The sequence below is a fragment of the Wolbachia endosymbiont of Drosophila aff. chauvacae BK-2020 genome (genome assembly GCF_032848195.1).
Lineage (GTDB): Bacteria > Pseudomonadota > Alphaproteobacteria > Rickettsiales > Anaplasmataceae > Wolbachia > Wolbachia pipientis.
Genome location: NZ_CP136586.1, coordinates 82,259 through 105,043, shown reverse-complemented (window position 1 = coordinate 105,043; position 22,785 = coordinate 82,259). Strand labels below are relative to the sequence as shown.

Annotated in this window: 21 protein-coding genes and 2 pseudogenes; 18 read left to right on the top strand and 5 right to left on the bottom strand. The window is 35.5% G+C overall.

The window, feature by feature from the left end; genetic code table 11:
* Nucleotides 1-82: 82 nt before the first annotated feature.
* From R0F62_RS00585 to R0F62_RS00555, 7 genes are all read left to right on the top strand, one after another.
* Complete coding sequence (locus tag R0F62_RS00585) at nt 83-1,585, top strand: leucyl aminopeptidase (RefSeq protein WP_010962337.1); 1,503 nt, start codon at nt 83-85, stop codon at nt 1,583-1,585.
* Nucleotides 1,586-2,279: 694 nt separating this feature from the next.
* The gene (locus R0F62_RS00580; protein WP_274979103.1) at nt 2,280-3,467 is read left to right on the top strand and encodes an MFS transporter; all 1,188 of its coding nucleotides are present in this window, start codon (nt 2,280-2,282) and stop codon (nt 3,465-3,467) included.
* Between the two features lie 60 nt (nt 3,468-3,527).
* Nucleotides 3,528-3,833, top strand: coding sequence for an integration host factor subunit alpha (locus tag R0F62_RS00575; RefSeq protein WP_006279881.1), 306 nt, complete (start codon nt 3,528-3,530; stop codon nt 3,831-3,833).
* Nucleotides 3,833-4,159 carry a MerR family transcriptional regulator gene (locus R0F62_RS00570; RefSeq protein ID WP_006279880.1) on the top strand — a complete coding sequence of 109 codons (327 nt, stop codon included), beginning with the start codon at nt 3,833-3,835 and terminating at the stop codon, nt 4,157-4,159. Before R0F62_RS00575 ends, R0F62_RS00570 begins: the two co-directional genes overlap by 1 nt.
* 45 nt (nt 4,160-4,204) lie before the next feature.
* Nucleotides 4,205-4,801: a murein hydrolase activator EnvC family protein gene (locus R0F62_RS00565; protein WP_006279879.1), complete on the top strand. Its 597-nt coding sequence runs from the start codon at nt 4,205-4,207 to the stop codon at nt 4,799-4,801.
* Nucleotides 4,802-4,813: 12 nt separating this feature from the next.
* Complete coding sequence (gene leuS, locus R0F62_RS00560; protein ID WP_010962340.1) at nt 4,814-7,330, top strand: leucine--tRNA ligase; 2,517 nt, start codon at nt 4,814-4,816, stop codon at nt 7,328-7,330.
* Nucleotides 7,331-7,458: 128 nt separating this feature from the next.
* Nucleotides 7,459-8,094, top strand: a complete 636-nt coding sequence (locus R0F62_RS00555) for a hypothetical protein (protein WP_274979102.1) — start codon at nt 7,459-7,461, stop codon at nt 8,092-8,094.
* A 429-nt stretch (nt 8,095-8,523) separates the two neighbouring features.
* Here the strand turns inward: R0F62_RS00555 and R0F62_RS06715 are convergent.
* A pseudogene (locus tag R0F62_RS06715) lies at nt 8,524-9,626 on the bottom strand (IS3 family transposase).
* Between the two features lie 136 nt (nt 9,627-9,762).
* Between R0F62_RS06715 and R0F62_RS00530 the strand changes: the two are divergent.
* Nucleotides 9,763-10,470 carry a pyridoxine 5'-phosphate synthase gene (locus tag R0F62_RS00530; RefSeq protein WP_190321110.1) on the top strand — a complete coding sequence of 236 codons (708 nt, stop codon included), beginning with the start codon at nt 9,763-9,765 and terminating at the stop codon, nt 10,468-10,470.
* On the opposite strand, the gene R0F62_RS00525 is transcribed toward R0F62_RS00530, so the two are convergent.
* From R0F62_RS00525 to rplM, 3 genes are all read right to left on the bottom strand, one after another.
* Nucleotides 10,463-10,774 carry an HU family DNA-binding protein gene (locus R0F62_RS00525; RefSeq protein WP_010082594.1) on the bottom strand — a complete coding sequence of 104 codons (312 nt, stop codon included), beginning with the start codon at nt 10,772-10,774 and terminating at the stop codon, nt 10,463-10,465. The genes R0F62_RS00530 and R0F62_RS00525 overlap by 8 nt on opposite strands.
* Before the next feature lie 146 nt (nt 10,775-10,920).
* Nucleotides 10,921-11,376 carry a 30S ribosomal protein S9 gene (gene rpsI / locus R0F62_RS00520; RefSeq protein ID WP_006279875.1) on the bottom strand — a complete coding sequence of 152 codons (456 nt, stop codon included), beginning with the start codon at nt 11,374-11,376 and terminating at the stop codon, nt 10,921-10,923.
* A gap of 10 nt (nt 11,377-11,386) precedes the next feature.
* Complete coding sequence (gene rplM, locus R0F62_RS00515; RefSeq protein ID WP_010082596.1) at nt 11,387-11,845, bottom strand: 50S ribosomal protein L13; 459 nt, start codon at nt 11,843-11,845, stop codon at nt 11,387-11,389.
* Nucleotides 11,846-11,974: 129 nt separating this feature from the next.
* On the opposite strand from rplM, the gene R0F62_RS00510 reads away from it, so the two are divergent.
* The 10 genes from R0F62_RS00510 to R0F62_RS00465 all read left to right on the top strand — a co-directional run bounded on the left by R0F62_RS00510 (nt 11,975) and on the right by R0F62_RS00465 (nt 21,130).
* Complete coding sequence (locus tag R0F62_RS00510) at nt 11,975-13,198, top strand: TolC family protein (RefSeq protein WP_274979250.1); 1,224 nt, start codon at nt 11,975-11,977, stop codon at nt 13,196-13,198.
* A 19-nt stretch (nt 13,199-13,217) separates the two neighbouring features.
* Nucleotides 13,218-13,793 (top strand): PopZ family protein, encoded by a 576-nt coding sequence (locus R0F62_RS00505; protein WP_010082598.1) that lies wholly within the window; start codon nt 13,218-13,220, stop codon nt 13,791-13,793.
* 76 nt (nt 13,794-13,869) lie between these two features.
* On the top strand, nt 13,870-14,448 hold the full coding sequence (locus R0F62_RS00500; protein ID WP_010962344.1) for an RlmE family RNA methyltransferase: 579 nt from the start codon (nt 13,870-13,872) through the stop codon (nt 14,446-14,448).
* A 1,207-nt stretch (nt 14,449-15,655) separates the two neighbouring features.
* Nucleotides 15,656-18,058 (top strand): ankyrin repeat domain-containing protein, encoded by a 2,403-nt coding sequence (locus R0F62_RS00495; protein ID WP_274979116.1) that lies wholly within the window; start codon nt 15,656-15,658, stop codon nt 18,056-18,058.
* 148 nt (nt 18,059-18,206) lie between these two features.
* Nucleotides 18,207-18,518 carry an ECH_0659 family protein gene (locus R0F62_RS00490; protein WP_015588824.1) on the top strand — a complete coding sequence of 104 codons (312 nt, stop codon included), beginning with the start codon at nt 18,207-18,209 and terminating at the stop codon, nt 18,516-18,518.
* A gap of 136 nt (nt 18,519-18,654) precedes the next feature.
* Entirely contained in the window at nt 18,655-19,203 is a 549-nt protein-coding gene (locus R0F62_RS00485; protein WP_038199076.1) for a head-tail connector protein, read from the top strand.
* A 306-nt stretch (nt 19,204-19,509) separates the two neighbouring features.
* Entirely contained in the window at nt 19,510-19,920 is a 411-nt protein-coding gene (locus tag R0F62_RS00480; RefSeq protein ID WP_010962350.1) for a hypothetical protein, read from the top strand.
* Nucleotides 19,895-20,284, top strand: a complete 390-nt coding sequence (locus tag R0F62_RS00475; RefSeq protein ID WP_316659837.1) for a phage tail tube protein — start codon at nt 19,895-19,897, stop codon at nt 20,282-20,284. Before R0F62_RS00480 ends, R0F62_RS00475 begins: the two co-directional genes overlap by 26 nt.
* A gap of 65 nt (nt 20,285-20,349) precedes the next feature.
* Entirely contained in the window at nt 20,350-20,748 is a 399-nt protein-coding gene (locus R0F62_RS00470) for a hypothetical protein (protein WP_274979026.1), read from the top strand.
* A gap of 1 nt (nt 20,749) precedes the next feature.
* Nucleotides 20,750-21,130 (top strand): hypothetical protein, encoded by a 381-nt coding sequence (locus tag R0F62_RS00465; protein ID WP_317051383.1) that lies wholly within the window; start codon nt 20,750-20,752, stop codon nt 21,128-21,130.
* 463 nt (nt 21,131-21,593) lie between these two features.
* On the opposite strand, the pseudogene R0F62_RS06710 reads toward R0F62_RS00465, so the two are convergent.
* Nucleotides 21,594-22,671: pseudogene (locus tag R0F62_RS06710) on the bottom strand (IS3 family transposase).
* Nucleotides 22,672-22,785: the final 114 nt, after the last annotated feature.

Below are 22,785 nucleotides of genomic sequence, written 5' to 3'. Positions count from 1 at the left end.
AAGGGAGTCCATAGTAAACTTAAGTGTTATTGTACTTAGGATGTATATGAAAAATATCTTACTGATGTTTCTGCTATGTTTTATGTACAGTTTACAATTATTTGCAACGGAGATACCAGCAATGAAAATAACAATTTCTAAAATTTCGCCCGATTTTAAAACAATAGTAATGGGTTTATTTGAAGACAACGAAACCGTAAATGATGGCGGAGTTTTGCAAGGAAAACAGGTCATAGATAATATAAAGCAATTTAGCGATTTCAATGGAAGTTTTGGTGAATTTTTCTCTACTGCTTTGCCAGAAGAAAAAAATGTTATAGTTGTTGGACTGGGTAAGAAGGATGAATGGAATGAAAATAAAGAATTAAATATTGGTGGTAAAATATATTGTGAGCTAAGCAGATTAAAAATTAAAAAAGCAGCGGTTTTAATCGAAGGTAGTGCAGCAAATGTTGCATATGGTGCGTTTCTGCGTAGTTTTAAGTTTGATAAGTATAAAACTAAAAAGGATGAGAAAATTACAGAGGTAGAGGAGATTACCGTATTAGTAAAAGATGAACAATTAAGTAATGCTGAAAGATCATTTGAGCACTTAAGGCAAGAAGGTGAGAGTATATTCCTTGCGCGCTCTTTTATAACAGAGCCTCCTAACATTCTATATCCAGAATCCTATGCTGATCATATAAAAAAAGAACTTACTAAGCTTGGCCTTGAAATCGAGGTGCTTGATAAAAAGCAGATGGAAGAGAAAAAAATGGGAGCCTTGCTTGGAGTTGCACAAGGAAGTAGTAAAGAACCAAAATTAGTAGTGATAAAATGGAATGGAGCTTCTAAAGAACAAAAGCCTATAGCTTTTGTTGGTAAAGGTATAACGTTTGACACTGGTGGAGTATCACTCAAACCTTCACGTGGTATGGAGTCAATGAAATATGACATGGCAGGCTCTGCTACTGTGGTTGGGGTGATGCATGCTTTAGCAGGACGAAAAGCAAAAGTAAATGCGATCGGTGTGGTCGCACTTGCAGAAAATGCAGTGGGTGGTAATGCTCAAAGACCAAGTGATGTAGTAACTTCAATGTCTGGACAAACAATAGAAGTGTTGAACACCGATGCAGAAGGAAGGCTCATACTTGCAGATGCTTTATGGTATACGCAAGATAGATTCTCACCAAAATTTATGATTGATCTTGCAACTTTAACTGGTGCTATAGTGGTTGCACTTGGAAATAACGAATATGCTGGTCTTTTTTCAAATAATGATGAATTAGCAAACCGTCTGATTGATGCAGGAAATGAAGTAAATGAGAAGTTATGGCGTTTTCCTATGAATGAAACTTATGACAAAATTATTGATTCACCGATTGCTGATGTTCAAAACATCGCTCCTGCAGGCTCTGGTGGAGATAGCATAATGGCTGCACAGTTTTTACAGCGTTTTGTGAATGAAACTTGCTGGGCACATTTAGATATCGCAGGCACTGCTTGGCACGAGAAAGGTACTGACATTTGTCCAAGAGGAGCAGTAGGTTTTGGTGTAAGGTTACTTAATAAGTTGGTTGAGAAGTACTACGAAGCCAATGATTAAAGGTCTTTATACTGGATTTATGGCTTAGCTACATGAACGTTTATTTTCGAGGCGCAGCAAATGAAAGTAGCTGATACATATTTCTTTTTTTCTGGATTCCAGTGTCAGCTACTTTCATGACACCCTGACAACCGTCATCCCGCTACTTGTTAGCGGCTGAGATACCGCGAATGAATCGCGGTATGACGGTTCGTGGCGGCGTGACGATAAGCTCGTCATCCCGCTGCTTGTTAGCGGGATCTAGAGATACCGCGGCGGTATGACGTAGGACTGCTGTCATCCCAGTGCTCCTTTTTTTGTCATCCAAGTAGCCTCCTATGGTGTCATCCCAGTGCCCAGACACTGGGATCCAGTTGAGCTATTTCAACAAAAATACTGCATTTTGAGATGAACGTTTATTTTCACCAGATTATTTACAAGTATAACAATTAAAGTCTGGATTCCAGTGTCAAGCACTGGAATGACACCGTCTTGGATGGAAACCAGTGTTGGCTACTCGGATGACATCATAGGGGCGCTGGGATGACACCCTGACAATCGTCATCCCGCTGCTTGTTAGCGGCTAAGAGATACCGCGGCGGCATGACGTAGGGAAACCGTTTTTTGGGTTAGCTATAACAGTAGTCAGGAAACAATAGCTTAAAAAGAGACTTAGTGTTAAATTTCTAATAGATTACTTATAAAAATAAATCTTATGGAAAGCAGAGCTAAGGCTTGGTTCATTTGGCTGATTAGTAACTTGGTTGTCATATTCAGCAACATGCAGATAATTTATACCTTTATAAGTGTAAATCTCGAAAAGGAACTTGGACTTACAATCGCGCAAGTTGCACTGGCTAATTCAGCATATACTTGGACTTTCGCCATCTTACAATTTTTTAGTGGAGCAACGTTTAATGTTTTTTCCAGTAAAAAAATTTATTTTTTCTCGTTATCAACTATGATCTTGGGGTTTTTTGTCCTTATTAATAGTGACAATTTCCCCCATTTGATTTTGTCTCAAGTGTTGATTGCAACTGGAGCATCATTTGGTTTTATTGGTGCTGCTCACACAAGTAGCATATGTTTTTCCGCTGCCCAATTTGGACTAATGTTTTCACTAGTGCAGACAATTTCAAGCCTTTCTGCTTTGGTAATTCAAATACTGTTCTCTAACTTGCTTGCCGAAGATGCATATTGGAAAAATCTGATTGTATGCATAATACTATTTGGTGTGTTGATATTTGTACTTACGCTTTTTTGTCCAAACACACTTCCAGAAAGCAGCTCAGAAAAGCGCACAATAAAAAGCTCTATGAAGACAGTAATGTGCTCTATATTAACAGTGCTAAAATTAAGATATATCTGGATAACTTCAGTGGTGGGTGCTATTACTTTTGGAACATTTTTAGCACTTAATACCTTGTGGGCTCCAAGGTTACTGGGCAACTCAGAACTCAATGCAATGGAGTCAGGTATAGCAACTGCAATACTATGGCTTGGTCTTGCAGTTGGTGCTCCAATTGCAGATCGAATCTCAAACTTATTTAAAAATAGGAAACATGTAATTTCTGCTTTTGCTTTATTGCAAGGCGTCTCAATTATTATTTTACTATACAGCCATTTAACAGTCCACGTTGTGTACTTTTGTATGTTAATGTTCGGGTTTTTTGCGGGAGGACATATGCTTAATTTTACTGTCGGCAGCGAGATTGTGAAACGAAAATACATCAGCACATCATCATCCATTATCAATGGATTTATGTTTATTGGCAGTGGAGTTATAGTGTCAATGTTAGCACTTTTTACAGATCATAAAATGGAACTTTTTGCAATATTTGCGATATTGATAGTTGCCGGTATTTTAAATTATGCAACAAAAGAGACATACTCTAAAAAATAAAGTAGCTGAATCTCGAGTCGATTGCTATATTATATTTACGTATTGTAATATTTATCAATAATGGATCACGTTACAACAAAAGACACAACAGTAACTAAGGCAACGATAGCTGGAGATATAAACCAAGAAATAGGATTATCAAAGGAAGACTCTGTTTCGATAATAGATGATATATTGGACGAAATAAAGACAAGCTTGGTAAAGGATGGAATAGTAAAAATATCGTCATTTGGAACATTCTTGGTTAAGAAAAAGAAGGAAAGACCAGGAAATATACCAAATACATCGGAGAAAGTGATGATTCAGGCAAGAAATTCAGTTTCTTTTAGGCCTTCAAAAATTATAAAAAAATCAATCAATAATTAATGAACAAGGAAAAATTATTTTATACGATTGGGGAAGTAGCTGAAGAGCTACATTTGGAACAGCATGTTTTGAGATTTTGGGAAGGTCAATTTCATCAAATTAAGCCTACAAAGCGTAAAGGAAGAAGGCTATATGATCGCAAGTGTATAGAGGCCATAAAGAAAGTAAAATACATGCTATATGATAAAGGATATACAATAAAAGGAGTGCAAAAAGAATTTGGTAATGATATAAAAGTCACAAAGAATTTGTTGCAAGAACTCACCGATTTGAGGGACTATTTAACTAGTAAAATAAATAACGAGGAAAGTAACAAGCAGGCGTGAAACACTACGTCTCGCTAAAATTTTGGAGTTTTGTGAGAGTTTAAAATGTGGCATATAGCCTCATTTCTTATGTTATTAGCAATATTAATAGGCTGTGGCCTGCAAAAACCTGCACCTGTGCTGCTTAAAGGCGAAGAATTTTACGGAAAAAGAGATCTGGAATATACAAGAGAGTACCATTTAATTAGGGAGCCTTCAGTGCAAAAAGAAAGTAGAAAAGCCATCATAAATAGGATATACAAAGATAACAATAATACACAAAATGTGGGGGTAAATTGTAAATTTGTAATGCCAGTTAAAGGTTCAGCTACCTCTTCTGATGAAATGTGTAAGGATGGCATAAAAATTGCTGCTCAAAATGGAACGAACGTAGTTTCCTCTGCACCAGGCAAAGTGATATATGTAGGCAAAGGGCTGAGATGGTATGGGAATTTAATTATAGTGGAACACAAAGATAATTACATGACTGTGTACTCCTATTTAAAAAACATACATGTTGAAATTGGCGATAAAGTAAAGCAAGGTCAAGTAATTGGATCTGCAGGTAAATCAAGCACACAAGATAAAGATCCACAGATGTGTTTCACAATACGACATAATGGCCAAGCGGTTGATCCTTTGATGCATATGAACTGTAATTGAATTTGGATTTATATGAAATATGATTTTAAAAGTGTTGAAAAATTTTATCAAGATAAATGGGATTTTTCTGTAAGCAAGAGTGGTAAACAAGAAAAGTGTTACGTGTTGGAAATGTTTCCATATCCATCTGGTAAAATTCATATGGGACACTTACGTAACTATGCAATAGGGGATGTGATAGCGCGTTACAAGAGAGCTAATGGATTTGAGGTTTTGCATCCAATTGGCTGGGATGCGTTTGGATTACCAGCTGAGAATGCAGCAAGGGATAACAATATTAGCCCCGAAACATGGACAAAAGAGAATATAGATAATATGCGTACACAGTTGAAATCTATAGGTCTTTCTTATAATTGGGAGCGTGAACTCTCCACATGTGAACCTGACTATTATAAACACGAACAAAAATTTTTCCTGGATTTTTTAAAGCATGGGCTTGCCTATCGAAAAGAGTCATGGGTTAACTGGGATCCAGTGGACCAAACAGTGCTTGCAAATGAACAGGTGGTTGATGGAAAAGGATGGCGATCAGGTGCAGTTGTTGAAAAACGTAAGTTGTCCCAATGGTTTTTAAAGATTACTGATTTCGCTGAAGATTTACTCAAGTGCCTGCAAAGTTTGAAAAATTGGCCAGAAAAAGTCAAAACAATGCAGGAGCGTTGGATAGGAAAATCTGAAGGAGCAACTATAGAGTTTGAAGTAGTTGGCCTGAATAAGAAATTAAAAGTTTTTACAACTTATCCTCATACTTTGTTTGGGGCTTCTTTTTGTGCAGTGGCAGCAGAGCATCCTATTGTGCAGGATTTAAAGAATGGTTCTTCTGTTGTCATCCCAGTGCTTGACACTGGGATCCAGGAAATAAAATCAAAAAGAGAGAACGATGAAAAAATAGGAGTTTACACCGGATTAAACGTCAAACATCCATTTCTTGATAAGGAATTGCCGCTTTACATAGCGAATTTTGTGTTGATGGAATATGGGGAAGGCGCGATTTTTGGTTGCCCTGCACATGATCAGCGTGACTTTGAATTTGCACAGAAATATAATTTGCCGATAATTCCCGTTATTTCTTCAGCCCACTTAGGTGTCATTCCAGCGCGTGACCAGAATTCTTACAATGGATCCCAGTGTCAAGCTACTCAGATGACAAAGGAGGCGTATACTGGAGACGGGACAATGTTTAACTCCGAATTCTTAAACGGATTAATGGTTAGTGAAGCAAAGGAAGCCATAGTTAAAAAATTTGAAGAAAAAAAAATAGGCAAAAAAACAATAAACTATCGTTTGCACGATTGGGGAGTTTCAAGGCAGCGTTATTGGGGATGCCCTATACCTATCATATATTGCAAAGATTGCGGAACTGTTCCAGTGCCAGAAAAAGACCTTCCTGTAGTTCTACCAATAGATGTAGAATTTACAAGTGGTGGCAATCCGCTGGATAAGCACCCAACTTGGAAATTTGTTGATTGTCCAAAGTGCGGAAAGCAAGCAGAGCGTGAAACTGATACATTCGACACCTTTTTTGAATCTTCCTGGTATTTTGCTGCATTCTGTAGTGAAGATAAATCAATAGACAAAGATGCATGTAATCGTTTTATGCCTGTTGATTATTATATAGGTGGGATAGAACATGCAATTCTGCATTTGCTTTATTCAAGATTTTTCTGCCGTGCTTTAACCAAATGTGGCTATTTTGATATTAAAGAGCCTTTCTCTACTTTAATCACTCAAGGAATGGTCTGCCATGCAACTTATAAAGACGAAAATGGTAAGTGGCTATTTCCCGCAGAAGCAAAAGAATTAATAGCGCGAGGTGCAAAAGTTCAAGTGGGCAAAGTTGAAAAAATGAGCAAATCGAAAAAGAATACAGTTGACCCAAACTTTATCATAGAAAAGTATGGTGCTGATACTGCTCGCTTGTTTGTGTTGTCCGACACTCCTCCGGAGAAAGATATGGAATGGTCCGATGATGGCGTGGAAGGTTGTTCTCGTTATGTAAATAAATTGTGGCGTATGGTCATGCAGCTAAGACCTGTAAATATACACTATGATAATGAAAATGTTACGGGTGGACTTCTAGAGTACAGAAAAAAAATTCATAAACTCTTACACGGACTTACAGATGACTTGGAAAACTGCAGATTAAACTGTGTAGTGGCAAAATTTCGTGAGATGACGAATTTAATAGCTGAAATAGACGTAAAAACTGGAAAATCTCTTATTGATGAAGGTATATGTATATTAATCAGAGTAATCGAACCATTCATACCACATCTAGCTGAAAGCCTATGGCAAGAAATAGGAGGTCAACCTTGGCCAAAAGCTGATGAATCATTATTAGTTGACGATACGGTAACTATAGCAGTGCAAATCAATGGAAAATTACGTACAACAATCAAGGTGGCAATTAACTTACCTCAAGAAGAATTGAAGAAAATAGCGATAGACTCTGTGTCCAGTAAGATCGATCAAAGCAAAGTTCGCACTGTATATGCTGTACCAAATAAGATAGTAAATATAGTTATATAAAAGACCTGAGTAGTACGTTTTATATAATCTGATTTTATGGCTATACTTTTTTTGACATGTAGTTATATCTTTTTTAATATAAAGGATATATACTTATGCATTATATATTTTTTTGTATGAGGAGTTATATGAAAATAAAGAGATTGTGCGTTTTGGCTGTGTTGCTTACTTCATCTCTAGCAGGTGCAGCTAGTAATAGTGCAAGTAAGTCAGAAGATAAGTACTATGCAGGTTTAAACTTTGGTGCTGGTTGGGGTGGTGGCTTTAAAATGAAACCTGGTGTTGTTCTTGGTTACCATTATGACCAAAACTCTAAATTTGAACTTGAGGTTCTCAGTAATATTAAGTCATTAAAGAGCATAGGAGCTAGCTTATTGGCAAACTACCGCTTCTATCCTGACCTTGATATTGATCCCGTTAAACTATATGTCAGCGGAGGTTTAGGAGGATATCTCCAAATAACACCTTTTGGCTTTGGTGTTAGTGATACAGTTGATGGTGATGGCAATAGTTCACAAGAAGAAAAAGAAAAGGAAGAAGAAACACAAGGTGCTCCAGAATCAGGTGGTGAAGCTGCTGGTTCATCTGTAGTAGATAAAATACTGAGTTCTATTTCCTATAAACTAAAGTTAGGTGTTGATTATGAAATTATTCCGCAGATAATTGGTGCAGTTGGTATGACCATGGGTGGGCAACTAAGTGGTATAAAAGCAAAACAAATACCAGATGCAACTCTAGAGATAGGGGTACGTTATAATTTTTAATGCTGCTACTTAGTTCATAAAGGTAGAGACGATGTTGAGGATGAAATAAACAGCATTAAAAAAAATCCGAAAACGTATTTTCGAATATGGTTTTGAACGCTAGCTATAGATTAGAAAAATAACAAGAAAAAGGGTAAACATACTGTAATTGCTGTTGAATGATGGAGTCCATTATTTTAGCACGAAGTAACGAATTCAGTAGAATAAGTTCTTCAAAAATAATTTAAACTTTTATTAGTAGGAGCAGTCTCATGGAATATTATAGCGATCTCACTAAAAGAAACTTTTATAAGTATCGTTGATGAGAAAGGAAAAATTGTTAAGGAAGAAGTTGTTGCAAGAGAAAGTAAGGCAATAGCTGAATTTTTTCTTGGTCAAGGCAAAAATGACCTTACCCAGAAAAAGTGGAGAGAAAGTGTGGAATGTTTTTTACAAAAAGAATGATGCATCAAATTGTTCTGGAATGCAATAGTTAATAGTGACGTTGTTTGTTATAAAAAATTTCTATGTATTCAAATATTGCAGTTCTAGTTTGTTGAGCAGAGTGTTGTGAAGTATCAATAAGTATTTCTCTTTTCAATGAGCTAAAGAAGCTTTCTGCAACAGAATTGTCGTAACAACAGCCTTTATTACTCATCTATATTCTTTACAGCTAAGAGATATTGATACCCTTGCGCAGTATATTGTGAACCTTGGTCACTGTGCAGCAGTAGATTTTTAACAGGTTTACGCCTATTAATGGCCATTAATAAAGAGTTCATAACCAATTGTTTATTTATTGCACTACTCATTAACTACCATACGTGAGAATTATTGCTGCCAAATATAGCCATCCCTCCTTGGTTTTGATGTAAGTAATCCCATACTTTATTTGGTTGATCAACAATAAAGTTTTGATCTAGTATATTGGGAGCTACAGCTCTATTATCTGTTTGTTGTTTTTTAATTTTAAACTTTCTTCTCAGTATAGCCCTGATGTCATTTTTCTGCATAATACTTTGCACCGTTTTTAAGTTGCAACTTTTACCCAAAGCCTTTAATTCAGCATGAATTTTAGGAGCTCCATATCTACATTTAGAAACTTGATATATTTTTTGAATAGCTGCGAGTAGCTCTTTATTTGCTGATTCTCTACTGCTTATTTTTCTTGTGGTCCACTTATAGTAGCCACTAGCAGAAAATCCTACATAATTCCTGTACTTTATAGCAGTTACTATACTCTTTTATAAAAAAATATTTTACTCTTTTTGACTGGCCAGGGCTTTTTTTTAAATGTCTCTTTCCCTTGTTACTTTTGCTAACTCTTTCTGTAAATCAAATCTCTCTTTGTCGTAAGGAGCCATGTTACCTCTACCTGGAAATGCATCTGCTGCCGACTTTTTTTCGTTGTGTTTCTTTATCCATTTTCCTAATAAACCACCCTTTATTCCTAAATCCTTTGCTGTTTTTGTAATTGTTTGACCTACCTTTCTTTGTTCATTTGCCAGCTTAACAGCTTCCAATTTGAACTCTGCCGTATATTCTCTTGCCATTTCTAATCCTCCAAAATTTTATTTTACCCAAAAAAACTCTTTTCTTTCTCTCCACTTTTTCTGGATAAGGTCAAACAATGACTATGCAAAAAACCTAATAACATGTATAATCTATAAATAATTTCTGAGGTAGATTGTGAAACTAGGTGTTAATATCGATCACGTTGCAACCCTCCGCAACGCACGTGGAACTTCTTATCCAGATCCATTGAAAGCAGCAGAAATAGCCATTGACGCTGGAGCAGACTTTATTACTGTACACTTACGAGAAGATAGAAGGCATATTAGAGATGAAGACGTATTTAACCTAAAAAAAAGCATTAGCACTGAGCTAAATCTTGAAATTGCAGCCACGGAAGAAATGCTTGAAATAGCAAAAAAGGTAAAACCCTATTCGATTAGTATAGTACCAGAAAAAAGAGAAGAATTAACAACCGAAGGTGGCCTGGATATCGTGAATATGCACAGTAAACTTTCTAGTATAATAGAGGAAATGCATAGCTCTAGCATAAAAGTCTCACTGTTTATCGATCCAAATATTGATCAACTAAAATATCTTGAAAAGCTAGGGACAAAACCTGACATAATAGAAATTCACACAGGGGATTACTGTGATAATCCATCAGAAAAAAAGTTACAGTTAATTACTAATGCTGCAGAGTACGTCAATAAATTAGGAATAGAATGCCACGCAGGACATGGCATAACTTATAAACACGCTAAGAAGATGACAAGAATATCTCACATCTCAGCTCTTAACATAGGCCACTATTTAATTAGCGAAGCTGTATTTTACGGCTTACACAGCGTAGTAAAAACAATGAAAATGACAATGTCTAACTAACTGCTGCTTTTTCCTTCTCATTTAAAATACTTAAAAGAGTTTGGCTTGCTTTAAATTTTACCCTTGTCTTTTTAGGAACAGTCATGATCTGACCACTTTGGGGGTTACGACATTGTTTTTCCTGACTGATAGCAGTAGAAAATGTTCCTATTCCATGCAAACGTATTTCACCTTTCCCATGCAGCTCATTCTTTATTATTTTAATAAACGCATCATGAATCTTGCTCAAATCAGATTTTGTTATATCTATATTCTGACTAGAACAATCTTCCTTTAATTGTTTTATTATATCTTCTTTACTCATAAATTACCTTAATATTGAAAAAATCACATAAATAGCATATTATGTTGACACCGATAGTCAACTAAATTCATCACAAAAATAGAGGATATCATACATTTTTGCAAATATTTGTATAATACTTACAAAAAAACACCCCTATAAAATAACTATCTCTTAGAAAATTGACACTTTTTCCGAGCTTTATGTTGACCATATTTCTTACGTTCAACAACACGTGAATCTCTAGTTAAGAACTCACCATTACGTAGTATAGAATGCAAATCTTGGCTTACACTACTTAAAGCTCTGCTTATTCCATGAGCTAGAGCACCTGCTTGACCAGATAGCCCTCCACCTTTTACAGTTGCAAATACATCGTATTTATCCAATGTGGAAGTTGCAACAAATGGCATTTTTACTATTTGGCATACTGACTCTCTTTTAAAATAAGAAATTAGATCGCCTTTTTTGTTAACACTAAATTTTCCACTCCCCGGCTTTATCCATACTCTTGCTACAGATTCTTTTCTTCGGCCTGTAGCGTATAAACGACCAAGCGAATCAACTGCTGATTTAATTGTCTTTTCTGACCAATCATTGTTATTTATTGTAGAACTCTTCATTTTTACTCCATTACTTTTTATTTTTACGATTCAAAGAGGCAAAATCTATCTTTTCAGGTTGCTGTCCTTGATGCTTATGCTCTGAACCAGAATAAACATACAAATTTTCAAAGCGTCTACGTGCCATAGGCCCATCATCAAGCATCCTTTTCACTGCCATTTCTATTACACGCTCAGGAAATTTGCCATTTAAAATATTATCTGGAGTAGTTTTCTTCAAACCACCAGAATAACCTGTATGCTTATAGTAAATTTTATCTTTAAGCTTCTTTCCGGTGAAATGCACCTTTTCTGCGTTGATAATAATTACATTATCGCCACAATCCATATGAGGTGTATACTCAGGTTTATGCTTTCCACGTAATAGTGTCGCTACAAATGCTGCAAGCCTCCCTACCACTAATCCTTCTGCATCTATGACAAACCACTTTTTATTGATTTGTTTCTCCTTTAAGAAAAAAGTCTTCATTATTTGATCCAACAATAGTAAGCTATGATATACTTAATTTCTCAATAGTGTCAACAATATTAGTTATTGATTATTAAAGTAATTTATGTTAGTAATTGAGCTGCGCAACCAATATGCATAGGAATTAGAATGTTTCGATTGATTATCACACTTGCGATCATTTGTAATACTATAAGTTGCTATGCAACCGATGTGGGAGAAGTGATAAGCAAAGCCATCAAAAATAGCTCAAAAATAAAGTCTCAATTTTACCAATATAAAAGCGCAGAAAAACACTATAAATCTTCTGGGTTAGCTGGATTTTTACCTGACATTAATTTGCAATACAATTTCGATAGTAACTTTAATCTTGATACATCTGAAAAAAAACTTACATTGCGCCAGAAATTAATCGATGGCGGTGGTACCTTTGCCACATTCAGTCGATCAAGCCATCTTCTCAAAGCAGAAAAGATGCGATTTCAGCAATTAAAACAAGAGCTTGCACTTAATGCTGTGAAAGCATATGTTAATGTTTTACAAAAGACAGAAATATTAAAGCTCAGAGAACATAAAGAACGCGTTTCTTTGGAACATTTGTCAGCTATGAAAAAACGCTTTTCCCTTGGAGAGGTAACCAATGCTGAAGTTTTGTTAGCAAAAGCAAAATTTTCGTCTTCTATATCCGAAAGAGTTGATGCTGAAGGTAAATTAAAGTTGGTAAATATTGCTTATTATCATTTGATTGGCGAAGATGCTGATGACCTTTCTGAAGCTAATGATAAACTACCTTCTGTTCCAGAGCTAAATGAATGTTTACAGTTAGCAAAAACCAATAATTTATCTCTAAAAGCAGCAGTTTATCAAAAAAGAGCAGCCGGAATGGAAGTGATTGCTGAAAGCTCCAAGTGGCTTCCTTCTTTAAATCTAAGTGCAAGCAAAAATTTTGGGGAGGATGGTATGAAGGTAGACAAACTATTAGAAAATGTTCATGTAGTTTTTACTCTTGATGTTCCAATCTTTAAGAGAGGAGTTAATGCTTTTGGTGTCAGTAAAGCTAAAATGGATGCAAAAAAATCTACCTACGATTATTATGAAACGGTAAAAAATATAGAACAAGCAGTTGTAAATGCTTGGAATAATGTGTTGACAGCAAAGGCCATTATCAAAGCAAGTCAAGAAGCGGAAAAAGCAGCAGCTCTAGCATTGGAAGGAGTTGAGCAAGAAGTAAGCTTAAATTTAAAGAGTACATCTGACCTTTTGGACACTGAAGATGCATTATTTAAAGCACGTTCAGACTTAGTTGAAGCAAAAAGCAATTATGTGATTAGTGTTTACAACTTGCTTTTTATGATAAATAGTATAAACCTCTAAATTTAATGGTATTAGCACTATGCATGATGAACAAGGTAATCAATCTGTAAAAGATATCCTAGAAGATATAAAAAAAGCTATATCGGGTAAAAACGCGAGTAACGATAAAGCAGAAATAAAGGATGAAAATGATGATGTGCTATACCTTGAGGAAGAGTATCCAGAAGAAATAGAAGAAGATGGCAAAAAAGAAAATAATGAAAAAGAGGACATTGATAATGATGACCAAAGTGAGGAAATGGCTTGCAACAATAACCAATTTAATGGCCATAGCTACAATTCAGAAGAAAAAAAAGATATTTATTTGTACGATAATATCCAAATGAGTAATAACAAAGCGAGTAATAGCGGCTTACAAGCGCAAAATAACGATCATCTAATTTTAAAAGAGAATATGGAAGAGATCAAAGCGTTGCTTGGAAAAATGCAAAACGAATTACAGCATAAACAACAAAAAAAAGCGAACCTTACTGTTGAAGAATTAGTTACATCTCTTTTAAAACCTCAGCTCTCAGAATGGCTGAATAAATATCTACATGCACTGGTAAAAGAAGTAGTTGAAAAAGAGCTTAAAGATATAATCAATAATAAGTAGGGTATTAGCAATAAAAACTAGAGTAAAGACGGCTAGAGGCAGAAAACTATCTTCAACAAGGTGGCTACATCGTCATTTGAATGATCAGTATGTGCAAAAAACTAGCAAGGATGGTTATAGGTCACGCTCAGCATATAAGCTGGTAGAAATGGATAACAAATTTAAATTATTCCAAGAAGGGCAAAAAATTATTGATCTTGGTGCTTCTCCTGGTGGATGGTCACAAGTTGCATCTCAGAAAGGTGCAAATGTGGTTGCTCTTGACATAAAACCAATGAACGCAATTAATGGAGTAGAGTTTATACAATGTGATATTATCAATGAGTTTGAAATTTTAAGAGAAAAATTCAAGGATCAAAAATTTGATGTAATTTTATCTGACATGGCGCCCGAATCTTGTGGTTTAAAATCGTTGGATCATATCAGAATTATGCTTTTATGCGAAGCAGCGCTCAATTTTGCAAAGCATTTCTTGAGTCATGGTGGCACGTTTGTAGTAAAAATTTTCCAAGGAGAATCTGACAAAGATTTTTGTAACGAGCTAAAAAAAATGTTTAAAACAGTAAAATACTTTAAACCAAAGTCAAGTAGATCTGAATCTACAGAAATGTATTTGGTAAGTTTAGGCTTTATTGGCAGCAAACCTTCTATATAATATTAATCTAGGTAGTCCGCAGAAACAAAAAACTTGCTTGATAAACCTCGCCAGCCCCCTTATCATGAAACTGAAGCTATTGTATTTGCTTTCGCCAATCTGCAGATTAAAAGGTAAGGATTACTTAATGTATCGGCGTCTTATGTTCAATTTTTTGCAGTATATAGATACTGTATGTCTTTACAAAACTTCATCTACATCTAGATTTTTATCTAAATAAGCTGAACGCGCTTATAAAGCGTTACAAGACATCAAAAAATGCCAATACTCGACAGAGATAGTAAAAGACTAGCTAACTCGGGGATTCTTTGTCTTTTTTTCTGCTTGGTAAATTTCTTAAACATTTGCAGCATAGGTGAGTTGCAATTAAAAGCAGCTAAATCTTGCTTGTCAAGCGTTTAAAACATAAAAAACGCCAATATTTTAAAGCAGATAATAACCCCAGGGCTTCTTTTGCCTTTTTTTTCATTTGGTAAATTTCTTAAATATTTATAGCTAAACGACAATCGTCATCCCAGCGGGATCTGGAGATACCGCGGCGGTATGACGGTTCGCGACGGCATGACGATAAGGTTTATGTCTTGTCATCCCAGTGCTTGACACTGGGATCCAGGAATTTTATTAAGTTGGTGAGCATAAAAATAGCTGTTTTACGTTAAAATACAATGTTTTGATGATTATGGAAAGGCTGAATTCCAGTGTCAAGCACTGGAATGACACCATAGGGGCACTGCCATCATAAAGGAACCAGTGTCGGCTACTCGGATGACATCATAGGGGCGCTGGGATGACACCCTGACAATCGTCATCCCGCTACTTGTTAGCGGGATCTGGAGATACCGTGACGGTATGATGAGGGAGAACAGTTAGCGGATGAGATACCGCGAATGAATCGCGGTATAACGGTTCGCGGTGGTATAGTAACTCGTCATCCCGCTACTTGTTAGCGGGATCTGGAGATACCGTGACGGTATGATGAGGGAGAACAGTTAGCGGATGAGATACCGCGAATGAATCGTGGTATGACGGTTCGCGGTGGCATGATGTAGGACTGCTGTGACACCATTATAGAATGAACCAGTGTCAGCTACTTGCATAGAAAATGTTTATGACTAATTTTTAGATCAAACATGGAATTTCGACAAACTTAACTTTTTTGTGAGATGGTTCAGCAATAATAAATAAATTGAGAGGAAAGGTTACGGCAATGGAAAAGAAAAAGTTTTTTGAAATAATAAATGAGGTAAGCAAGAGTGAAGGTTTAAATGAGAATAATTTACTTGAAAGAATAGGGAATAAGCTAAAAGATGCAGACTCAATAGTATATAGCACTTATAACAATTTGAAGATAGATAAGATGTTCAGTATATTAGATTCAGACAAAATTGTAAATTATATGTTGGTACATCTTGCTGTGGAATGTAACAGTGTACCAATAGTAAAACTCCTACTAGCAAAGGAAGCAAAAGTTAATGAACCAATATATGAACTTGATGAAGCGAAGTCTAAGCTAACTGCTTTGCACATTGCTGCTTTGCATGGTCATCAAGAGATAGTTCAGCTTTTATTGAATAATGACGCAAATCCTTTACTAAAAGATAGTCAAGGCCGAACTCCAAGGGATATTGTCGGCGATGTAGAAGGTAAAAAGGCTATAATAAAAATGTTAGAGGAAGGAGAACAACGTTATGCTGAGACAAGAGCTACGAGAAGACAACCTTATAGACAAGGCACTTTACTGCAGCCTAATAATAAAACTCCAGGAAATTTAGCTTTGAACGGAAATAACGTAACTGCTGCAGTACAAGCATGGGGTGCAAAACATCAGGAAGAGAATAGTAGAATTACACCAAACAACAAAAAAGTCTATGTACAAGATGAGGATGAACAGACTTCTTCAAACTCAATCGTTAATGAAAACAATACAGACAAAGTAGATGATACATTAGAAAAAGAACAGGCTATAAGAGAAAGAGATGCTATGGCGCAAAAGTTGCAAGAGGCAGAACAAAGACTTGCCAATAATCAGAAGCGCATAGAACATAATGACTTGCACAGTCAACATCCAGAGCAGTATACTACATATAATGGGGAACAGACCTTTTTAAATAAAAGTAATAGTGGCGATAGTGGAATATATTTTGATGCAGATGAATCTGAAGCTTTAGGCCAATCTATATTAGAAAATGGAGAAGATATTAATGCACAAGATAAAGATGGCGTGACCCATTTACATTGGGCTATTGCAGATAACAATAAAGAATCAGTGGAACTTTTGGTAAAATGTGGAGCAAAAGTTGATGTACAGGATAAAGATGGACTGACCCCTTTACATTATGCTGCTGCATATGGTTGTGTAGAGATTGCAGAATATCTAGTAGAAGGTGGAGCAAATGTTAATGCACAAGATAAAGTTGAGCATACTCCCTTATATTATGCTCTTGCAAATGACAATAAAAAATTAGCAAAGCTTTTGATAAAGCATGGAGCAGATCGCTCATTGATAAAGGATGAAGACCTAATAGATAGACTAAACAGTATGTGTGATCAGCCATCTGAGGTTGTACCTAGTACCTTTTCTCATTCCAAAACACACAACGCAACGGAAACTCCAGAAAAAGCAGAAAAGGTTGAAAAACGTAAAGCTAAGTTAAAAGAATTACGTACTCAGCTAAAGGATGAGCAGAAAAAGAATGAATTGCTAAAACAAAAAATACAAGATCTAGAAAGTAAAAACACAACGCTTAATAGTGAATTAGAAAAAACAAAAACTAAAACAGACGAAGTACCATTAGAAAAAGCGCAAAAGGAACTAACAGAATTGAAAAGTTATATCACTGGACATGGAGCTAGGCTGGACACACTGGAGAAACTCAATGAAGAGAATGAATCACTAAGACAAGAAATAAAAAATCTAAAAAATGAAAACACAACACTTAAGGGTGAATTAGAAAAAACAAAAACTAAAAAAAACGAAGTACCATTAGAAAAAGCGCAAAAGGAACTAACAGAATTGAGAAATTGTGTCACTGAACATGAGACTAAATTGGAAGTACTGGAGAAACTCAATGAAGAGAATGAATCACTAGAACAAAAAATACAAGATCTAGAAAGTAAAAATACAACACTTAATAGCGAATTAGAAGAAAACGAAAATAAGCATTCTAAAACAAAAGTGTTGTTAGAAAAAGCGCAAAAGGAACTAGCAGAATCAAAAAGTTGCATAGTTGGACATGAGACTAAGTTGAAAGAATTCAATAAAGAGAATGAATCACTAACACAAAAAATAAGAAGTCTGGAGAATGAAAACACACCACTTGATGGTGAACTGGGCAAAACTAAAACAAATGAAGTGTCACTAGAAAAAGTAGGAAAAAGACAATTTTCCCCAAAAGTTGCCTATGCGAGCCTTGCAGCTATGTTAGCAGTAGGTGCTGCTCTTAGTATTGCTTCCGGATTGTCTGCTCTATTAATAGTTGCAGCTTCTGTGGTACCTGCACTGATAGCTGGTGGCATTACATACACAATATCAAAACCCATCGCTGAACCAAAACCTACCACTGAATTGAAAGAAGTGAATATTCAAGATTCAGCACAACGGTGTTTGTAAAATTTAATTTGTACACTTGCTATAGATTCCAGCGCGTGACGCTGGAATGTAGTAAAAAGTATTTGTAAGTTACACAGTAGTGTGAATTTTTTACTTCGGTAGTTTTTCATTGTCATTATAATCATAATAATAGTTGAGTTTAATTGGTATGAAAACTTTTACGAAAAATTTTAAAAATAACGAAAAAAAGCTAGAGGAGTTTAATAAGGAAATTGAAGATATAACAACTATAGCTCAAGATAAATTTGCACATGAACTTGAAAATATCGCATATGACAGTGTGCAAAAATTTCGCAGTCTGCTTGCTAAAGAGTTAAACTCCACCTTCAATAATATTCATTCTCAAAATGTCAATCTACTAAAATCCAGCCTAGTTGAATATGCTATAAGTTCAAATTTTATCAACAAAAAAGGAGAAACAGCTTTAATACGTTCTCTTCTTAATATATTCATACGATAAAGCACTCAGAGTTGTTGCTGCGCCAATTTAACTTAATGTTGCATGCAAGCTGCATAGCTAAAGTAAGTAAGATTTGCCCCACGCTGTCACGAGGTAAACCTTACTTATTCTAGCTATATCAAAAAGGAGGGTTATTATGTCAATAAGATCTACTTCACCAAGAATATCTGTGCAACGTAAATCTAAGCCTGAATCTTTTCCAGTTACTTTAGAAGAGGTTAAATCTTTTTTACGCATTGAGAACGACCAGGATGATAAGTTGATTTCAGATCTAATTTTTATGGCAACTGATTACGCTGAATGGCATATGGAAAAGTCACTGGTGAAACAAACATGGCAAGTTTCATATGAAGATTATGTACCTCGTAGGATCTATTTAAGCTATGGCCCTGTGAGTAAGATAGTATTGGCTACTGCAATGATGTCTAAAAATCAAGAGAAGAGTACACTTAAGTATTATTTTAGTGATGTAGGGGGCTATGTTGAGTTTTTCAATTGTTTGAATGCAATAAGAGTTGATGTTGTATACGAAGCTGGTTATAACAATGTTCCTGAGCAGATAAAACTAGGTATTATGCGGCATGTTTCTGCTCTTTACAAAAATCGTGAATCGGAGGTAAGTAGCCATTTATCTGAAGTGAAGAAGGTATATTCTCCATTTCGCGAACCAAAGGTTGTTTTGTAGCTCTTTCTGGTCATTCAAACTGGGCTACTACGTCATACCGTTACGGATAGATCTCGCTAACAAGCAGCGGGATGACGAGGTATAAACCTTATCGTCATACCGCCGCGGTATCTCAGCCGCTAACACGTAGCGGAATGACAGCAGTCCTACGTCATACCGTCACGGATAGATCCCGCTAACAAGTAGCGGGATGACGAGGTATAAACCTTATCGTCATACCGCGATTCATTCGCGGTATCTCTTAACATAGATCCCGCTAACAAGCAGCGGGATGACGAGTTTCTATATATCTTTCGAGGGTTAATTATGAAAAAAATTCAAGCTATAAACGAGTTGTACAGTAGCATTTATGAAGCACTAAAAGCAAACTCTGATTTAAGGAAATATGTTACTAACATTTATGACTACTTACCTAAACAGGTCACCATTCCTTACCTGAGATTGTGTGTAGTGAATTATAATAACCTGCATATGCTGTCCAATTTTGCTACAAAGGCAAGATTTTCATGCGACATATATACTTATCATATAGACAGTATGTTTGCCATTATAAGGCATATTAACTTGATACTTAAGAGCATTGAAGGTTTTAATAATGAGGCCATTTTAGAAAGTAATTGTGCTATGGATCAGCACGATGAAATTTTACATTCAACAATTAATTTTGATATTTTAATAAAAGGAGGTGATAATGAGCAAATTACAGCTAAAAATTAAAGATCATGACAATAATTTTATTGTATTAAATAATATAAGAAACCTAAGGTTTACTTTGCGTAATAACAGAGAAGAGGTGAAAGATATTTCTTCTTTTGGCTGGAGGAAAGTGCTCAATTGTGCTGGAAGCAGACACATTACGATAAAAATTAATGGAATTTTAGACTCTGTATTAGCTGATGAATTATTACGTAATTCTGCTATGCTAAACTCTAATAATGATTATGAAATTAGTTTTAATGCTAAGGAAAAGATAAGGCTTAGGTGTTCAGTTGAATTGTATGAGAGGTATTATGATCCTGTTACTTTTGACAGCTTTACTGTAGTTTTAAATAGTGCTGAAGTTGTAAACGCTTTTCATTAATGTTAATTTAATTTTTTCATATACAATAATAACTGGTGAGGATTTTAACTAAATTAAAAAAAATCATGAATGACGAAAACCTTTTCGAGGAAGACGGTGATAATATTGAAGAAAATAACGATGATAAAAGAGAGAGAAGTTTAGAAAATGAAAATCAGCAAAATCAAGAAGAACAACACAAAGAGGAAGATAAGCAATACATAATACAGTATATTCAAGACTATTTGAAAGTTTTTGAGGATATTCTAAATCAGATCGACGAAGGAATTGATAATTCGGATAGTTACGAAAGGACTATGCAAATAAAGCGAAGCATAGACAGGCTCATAGAGACTTTATATAGTCAGGCTGCGTCCGAAGATATTGATGCAGAATTTGAAACTACCAAACACACTCGCGATAAATCAGAATCTATGAAAAGAGTTAGAGAGAAGAAAGCAAGTGATAGAAGAAGTATTAAGTAGCATGTTTGCCCAGCAACAAAAGGAGCTAATGAACGCTAAACACTTAAGTCATGGACATGAAACAGCAAAAGATGGGGATGTCCACGAAGCAAAGGAAAAAGTGAAGTCTTCAATCAGGGGAGTGTTGTTTTCGGTGATTGCTCATAGGATGGATCCAAGAAGGAGGGCAGGGGAAACTGCTGACGGTAACGAAAAGCAAGCTCATATATATGGCAGGGAAGCAGTTGGTGGAGCTTTAGGTGCATTGTTAAAAACGTTTTTAACAGCAGTTATTGCCGTTGTGCGTGAAATTGCTAAGCCACTTCAGAAACCGGAAACATCTTTTGCAAAACAAGTTGAAGAAAGCAGAAACGCAGATTCACAAAAGGGTCGATCTGTGTAGATTTCTCCTTGTAATAATCTTTCGATTCTACTGTCTGTTAATTCAAATTAGGGTTATAAAATTTTAGAAGCCAGCTCTTATATAACCAATTTATAGCAAGAAATTACGATACAAAAATCAGCGTCCGTTAGAAAATAAACATAACACAGGGTGATAGAGTTGCCCCTATCCATAAGCGTCAGTTAAGCTCAAAATTGTAAGCTTAAAATATGGTTGAATAATTATTAATAATAGTATATAATTATTAACGTTTTTCAGGCATTTTTGTTATGGGTGCGCCAAGTAAGCGTTTAGAATACAGTTGGTGAAAATCCAACTTAGGCAAAGTCTAGCCAACAGCCTAGAACAGACCATTATGCTGCGTGAGGTAACGAGCGTAGTAAAGCTAATGGAATGGACAATATAGGGTGCAATGAAAATTGACCTTACCCAGAAAAAGTGGAGAGAAAGTGTGGAATATTTTTTACAAAAAGAATGATGCATCAAATTGTTCTGGAATGCAATAGTTAATAGTGACGTTGTTTGTTATAAAAAATTTCTATGTATTCAAATATTGCAGTTCTAGTTTGTTGAGCAGAGTGTTGTGAAGTATCAATAAGTATTTCTCTTTTCAATGAGCTAAAGAAGCTTTCTGCAACAGAATTGTCGTAACAACAGCCTTTATTACTCATCTATATTCTTTACAGCTAAGAGATATTGATACCCTTGCGCAGTATATTGTGAACCTTGGTCACTGTGCAGCAGTAGATTTTTAACAGGTTTACGCCTATTAATGGCCATTAATAAAGAGTTCATAACCAATTGTTTATTTATTGCACTACTCATTAACTACCATACGTGAGAATTATTGCTGCCAAATATAGCCATCCCTCCTTGGTTTTGATGTAAGTAATCCCATACTTTATTTGGTTGATCAACAATAAAGTTTTGATCTAGTATATTGGGAGCTACAGCTCTATTATCTGTTTGTTGTTTTTTAATTTTAAACTTTCTTCTCAGTATAGCCCTGATGTCATTTTTCTGCATAATACTTTGCACCGTTTTCAAATTGCAACTTTTACCCAAAGCCTTCAATTCAGCATGAATTTTAGGAGCTCCATATCTACATTTAGAAACTTGATATATTTTTTGAATAGCTGCGAGTAGCTCTTTATTTGCTGATTCTCTACTGCTTATTTTTCTTGTGGTCCACTTATAGTAGCCACTAGCAGAAAATCCTACATAATTCCTGTACTTTATAGCAGTTACTATATAAAAAAATATTTTACTCTTTTTGACTGGCCAGGGCTTTTTTTTAAATGTCTCTTTCCCTTGTTACTCTTGCTTTGTAAATCAAACCTCTCTTTGTCATAAGGTGCTACATCTGGAAATGCATTTGCCGCTGACTTTTTTTCGTTGTGTTTCTTTATCCATTTTCCTAATAAACCACCCTTTATTCCTAAATCTCTTGCTATTTTTGTAATTGTTTGACCTACCTTTCTTTGTTCATTTGCCAGCTTAACAGCTTCCAATTTGAATTCTGCCGTATATTCTCTTACCATTTCTAATCCTCCAAAATTTTATTTTACCCAAAAAAACTCTTTTCTTTCTCTCCACTTTTTCTGGGTAAGGTCAGTTTACTGGCCTCTCCATGAGTGAGATTGAAAAATTAAGTG

What these genes read in the sequence shown, in the direction of transcription:
- R0F62_RS00585 (WP_010962337.1), top strand. Translation starts at nt 83, where the DNA reads ATGTACAGTTTACAATTATTTGCAACGGAGATACCAGCAATGAAAATA.
- R0F62_RS00580 (WP_274979103.1), top strand. Translation starts at nt 2,280, where the DNA reads ATGGAAAGCAGAGCTAAGGCTTGGTTCATTTGGCTGATTAGTAACTTG.
- R0F62_RS00575 (WP_006279881.1), top strand. Translation starts at nt 3,528, where the DNA reads ATGGATCACGTTACAACAAAAGACACAACAGTAACTAAGGCAACGATA.
- R0F62_RS00570 (WP_006279880.1), top strand. Translation starts at nt 3,833, where the DNA reads ATGAACAAGGAAAAATTATTTTATACGATTGGGGAAGTAGCTGAAGAG.
- R0F62_RS00565 (WP_006279879.1), top strand. Translation starts at nt 4,205, where the DNA reads ATGTGGCATATAGCCTCATTTCTTATGTTATTAGCAATATTAATAGGC.
- leuS (WP_010962340.1), top strand. Translation starts at nt 4,814, where the DNA reads ATGAAATATGATTTTAAAAGTGTTGAAAAATTTTATCAAGATAAATGG.
- R0F62_RS00555 (WP_274979102.1), top strand. Translation starts at nt 7,459, where the DNA reads ATGAAAATAAAGAGATTGTGCGTTTTGGCTGTGTTGCTTACTTCATCT.
- R0F62_RS00525 (WP_010082594.1), bottom strand. Translation starts at nt 10,774, where the DNA reads ATGAGTAAAGAAGATATAATAAAACAATTAAAGGAAGATTGTTCTAGT.
- rpsI (WP_006279875.1), bottom strand. Translation starts at nt 11,376, where the DNA reads ATGAAGAGTTCTACAATAAATAACAATGATTGGTCAGAAAAGACAATT.
- rplM (WP_010082596.1), bottom strand. Translation starts at nt 11,845, where the DNA reads ATGAAGACTTTTTTCTTAAAGGAGAAACAAATCAATAAAAAGTGGTTT.
- R0F62_RS00510 (WP_274979250.1), top strand. Translation starts at nt 11,975, where the DNA reads ATGTTTCGATTGATTATCACACTTGCGATCATTTGTAATACTATAAGT.
- R0F62_RS00505 (WP_010082598.1), top strand. Translation starts at nt 13,218, where the DNA reads ATGCATGATGAACAAGGTAATCAATCTGTAAAAGATATCCTAGAAGAT.
- R0F62_RS00495 (WP_274979116.1), top strand. Translation starts at nt 15,656, where the DNA reads ATGGAAAAGAAAAAGTTTTTTGAAATAATAAATGAGGTAAGCAAGAGT.
- R0F62_RS00490 (WP_015588824.1), top strand. Translation starts at nt 18,207, where the DNA reads ATGAAAACTTTTACGAAAAATTTTAAAAATAACGAAAAAAAGCTAGAG.
- R0F62_RS00485 (WP_038199076.1), top strand. Translation starts at nt 18,655, where the DNA reads ATGTCAATAAGATCTACTTCACCAAGAATATCTGTGCAACGTAAATCT.
- R0F62_RS00480 (WP_010962350.1), top strand. Translation starts at nt 19,510, where the DNA reads ATGAAAAAAATTCAAGCTATAAACGAGTTGTACAGTAGCATTTATGAA.
- R0F62_RS00475 (WP_316659837.1), top strand. Translation starts at nt 19,895, where the DNA reads ATGAGCAAATTACAGCTAAAAATTAAAGATCATGACAATAATTTTATT.
- R0F62_RS00470 (WP_274979026.1), top strand. Translation starts at nt 20,350, where the DNA reads ATGAATGACGAAAACCTTTTCGAGGAAGACGGTGATAATATTGAAGAA.
- R0F62_RS00465 (WP_317051383.1), top strand. Translation starts at nt 20,750, where the DNA reads ATGTTTGCCCAGCAACAAAAGGAGCTAATGAACGCTAAACACTTAAGT.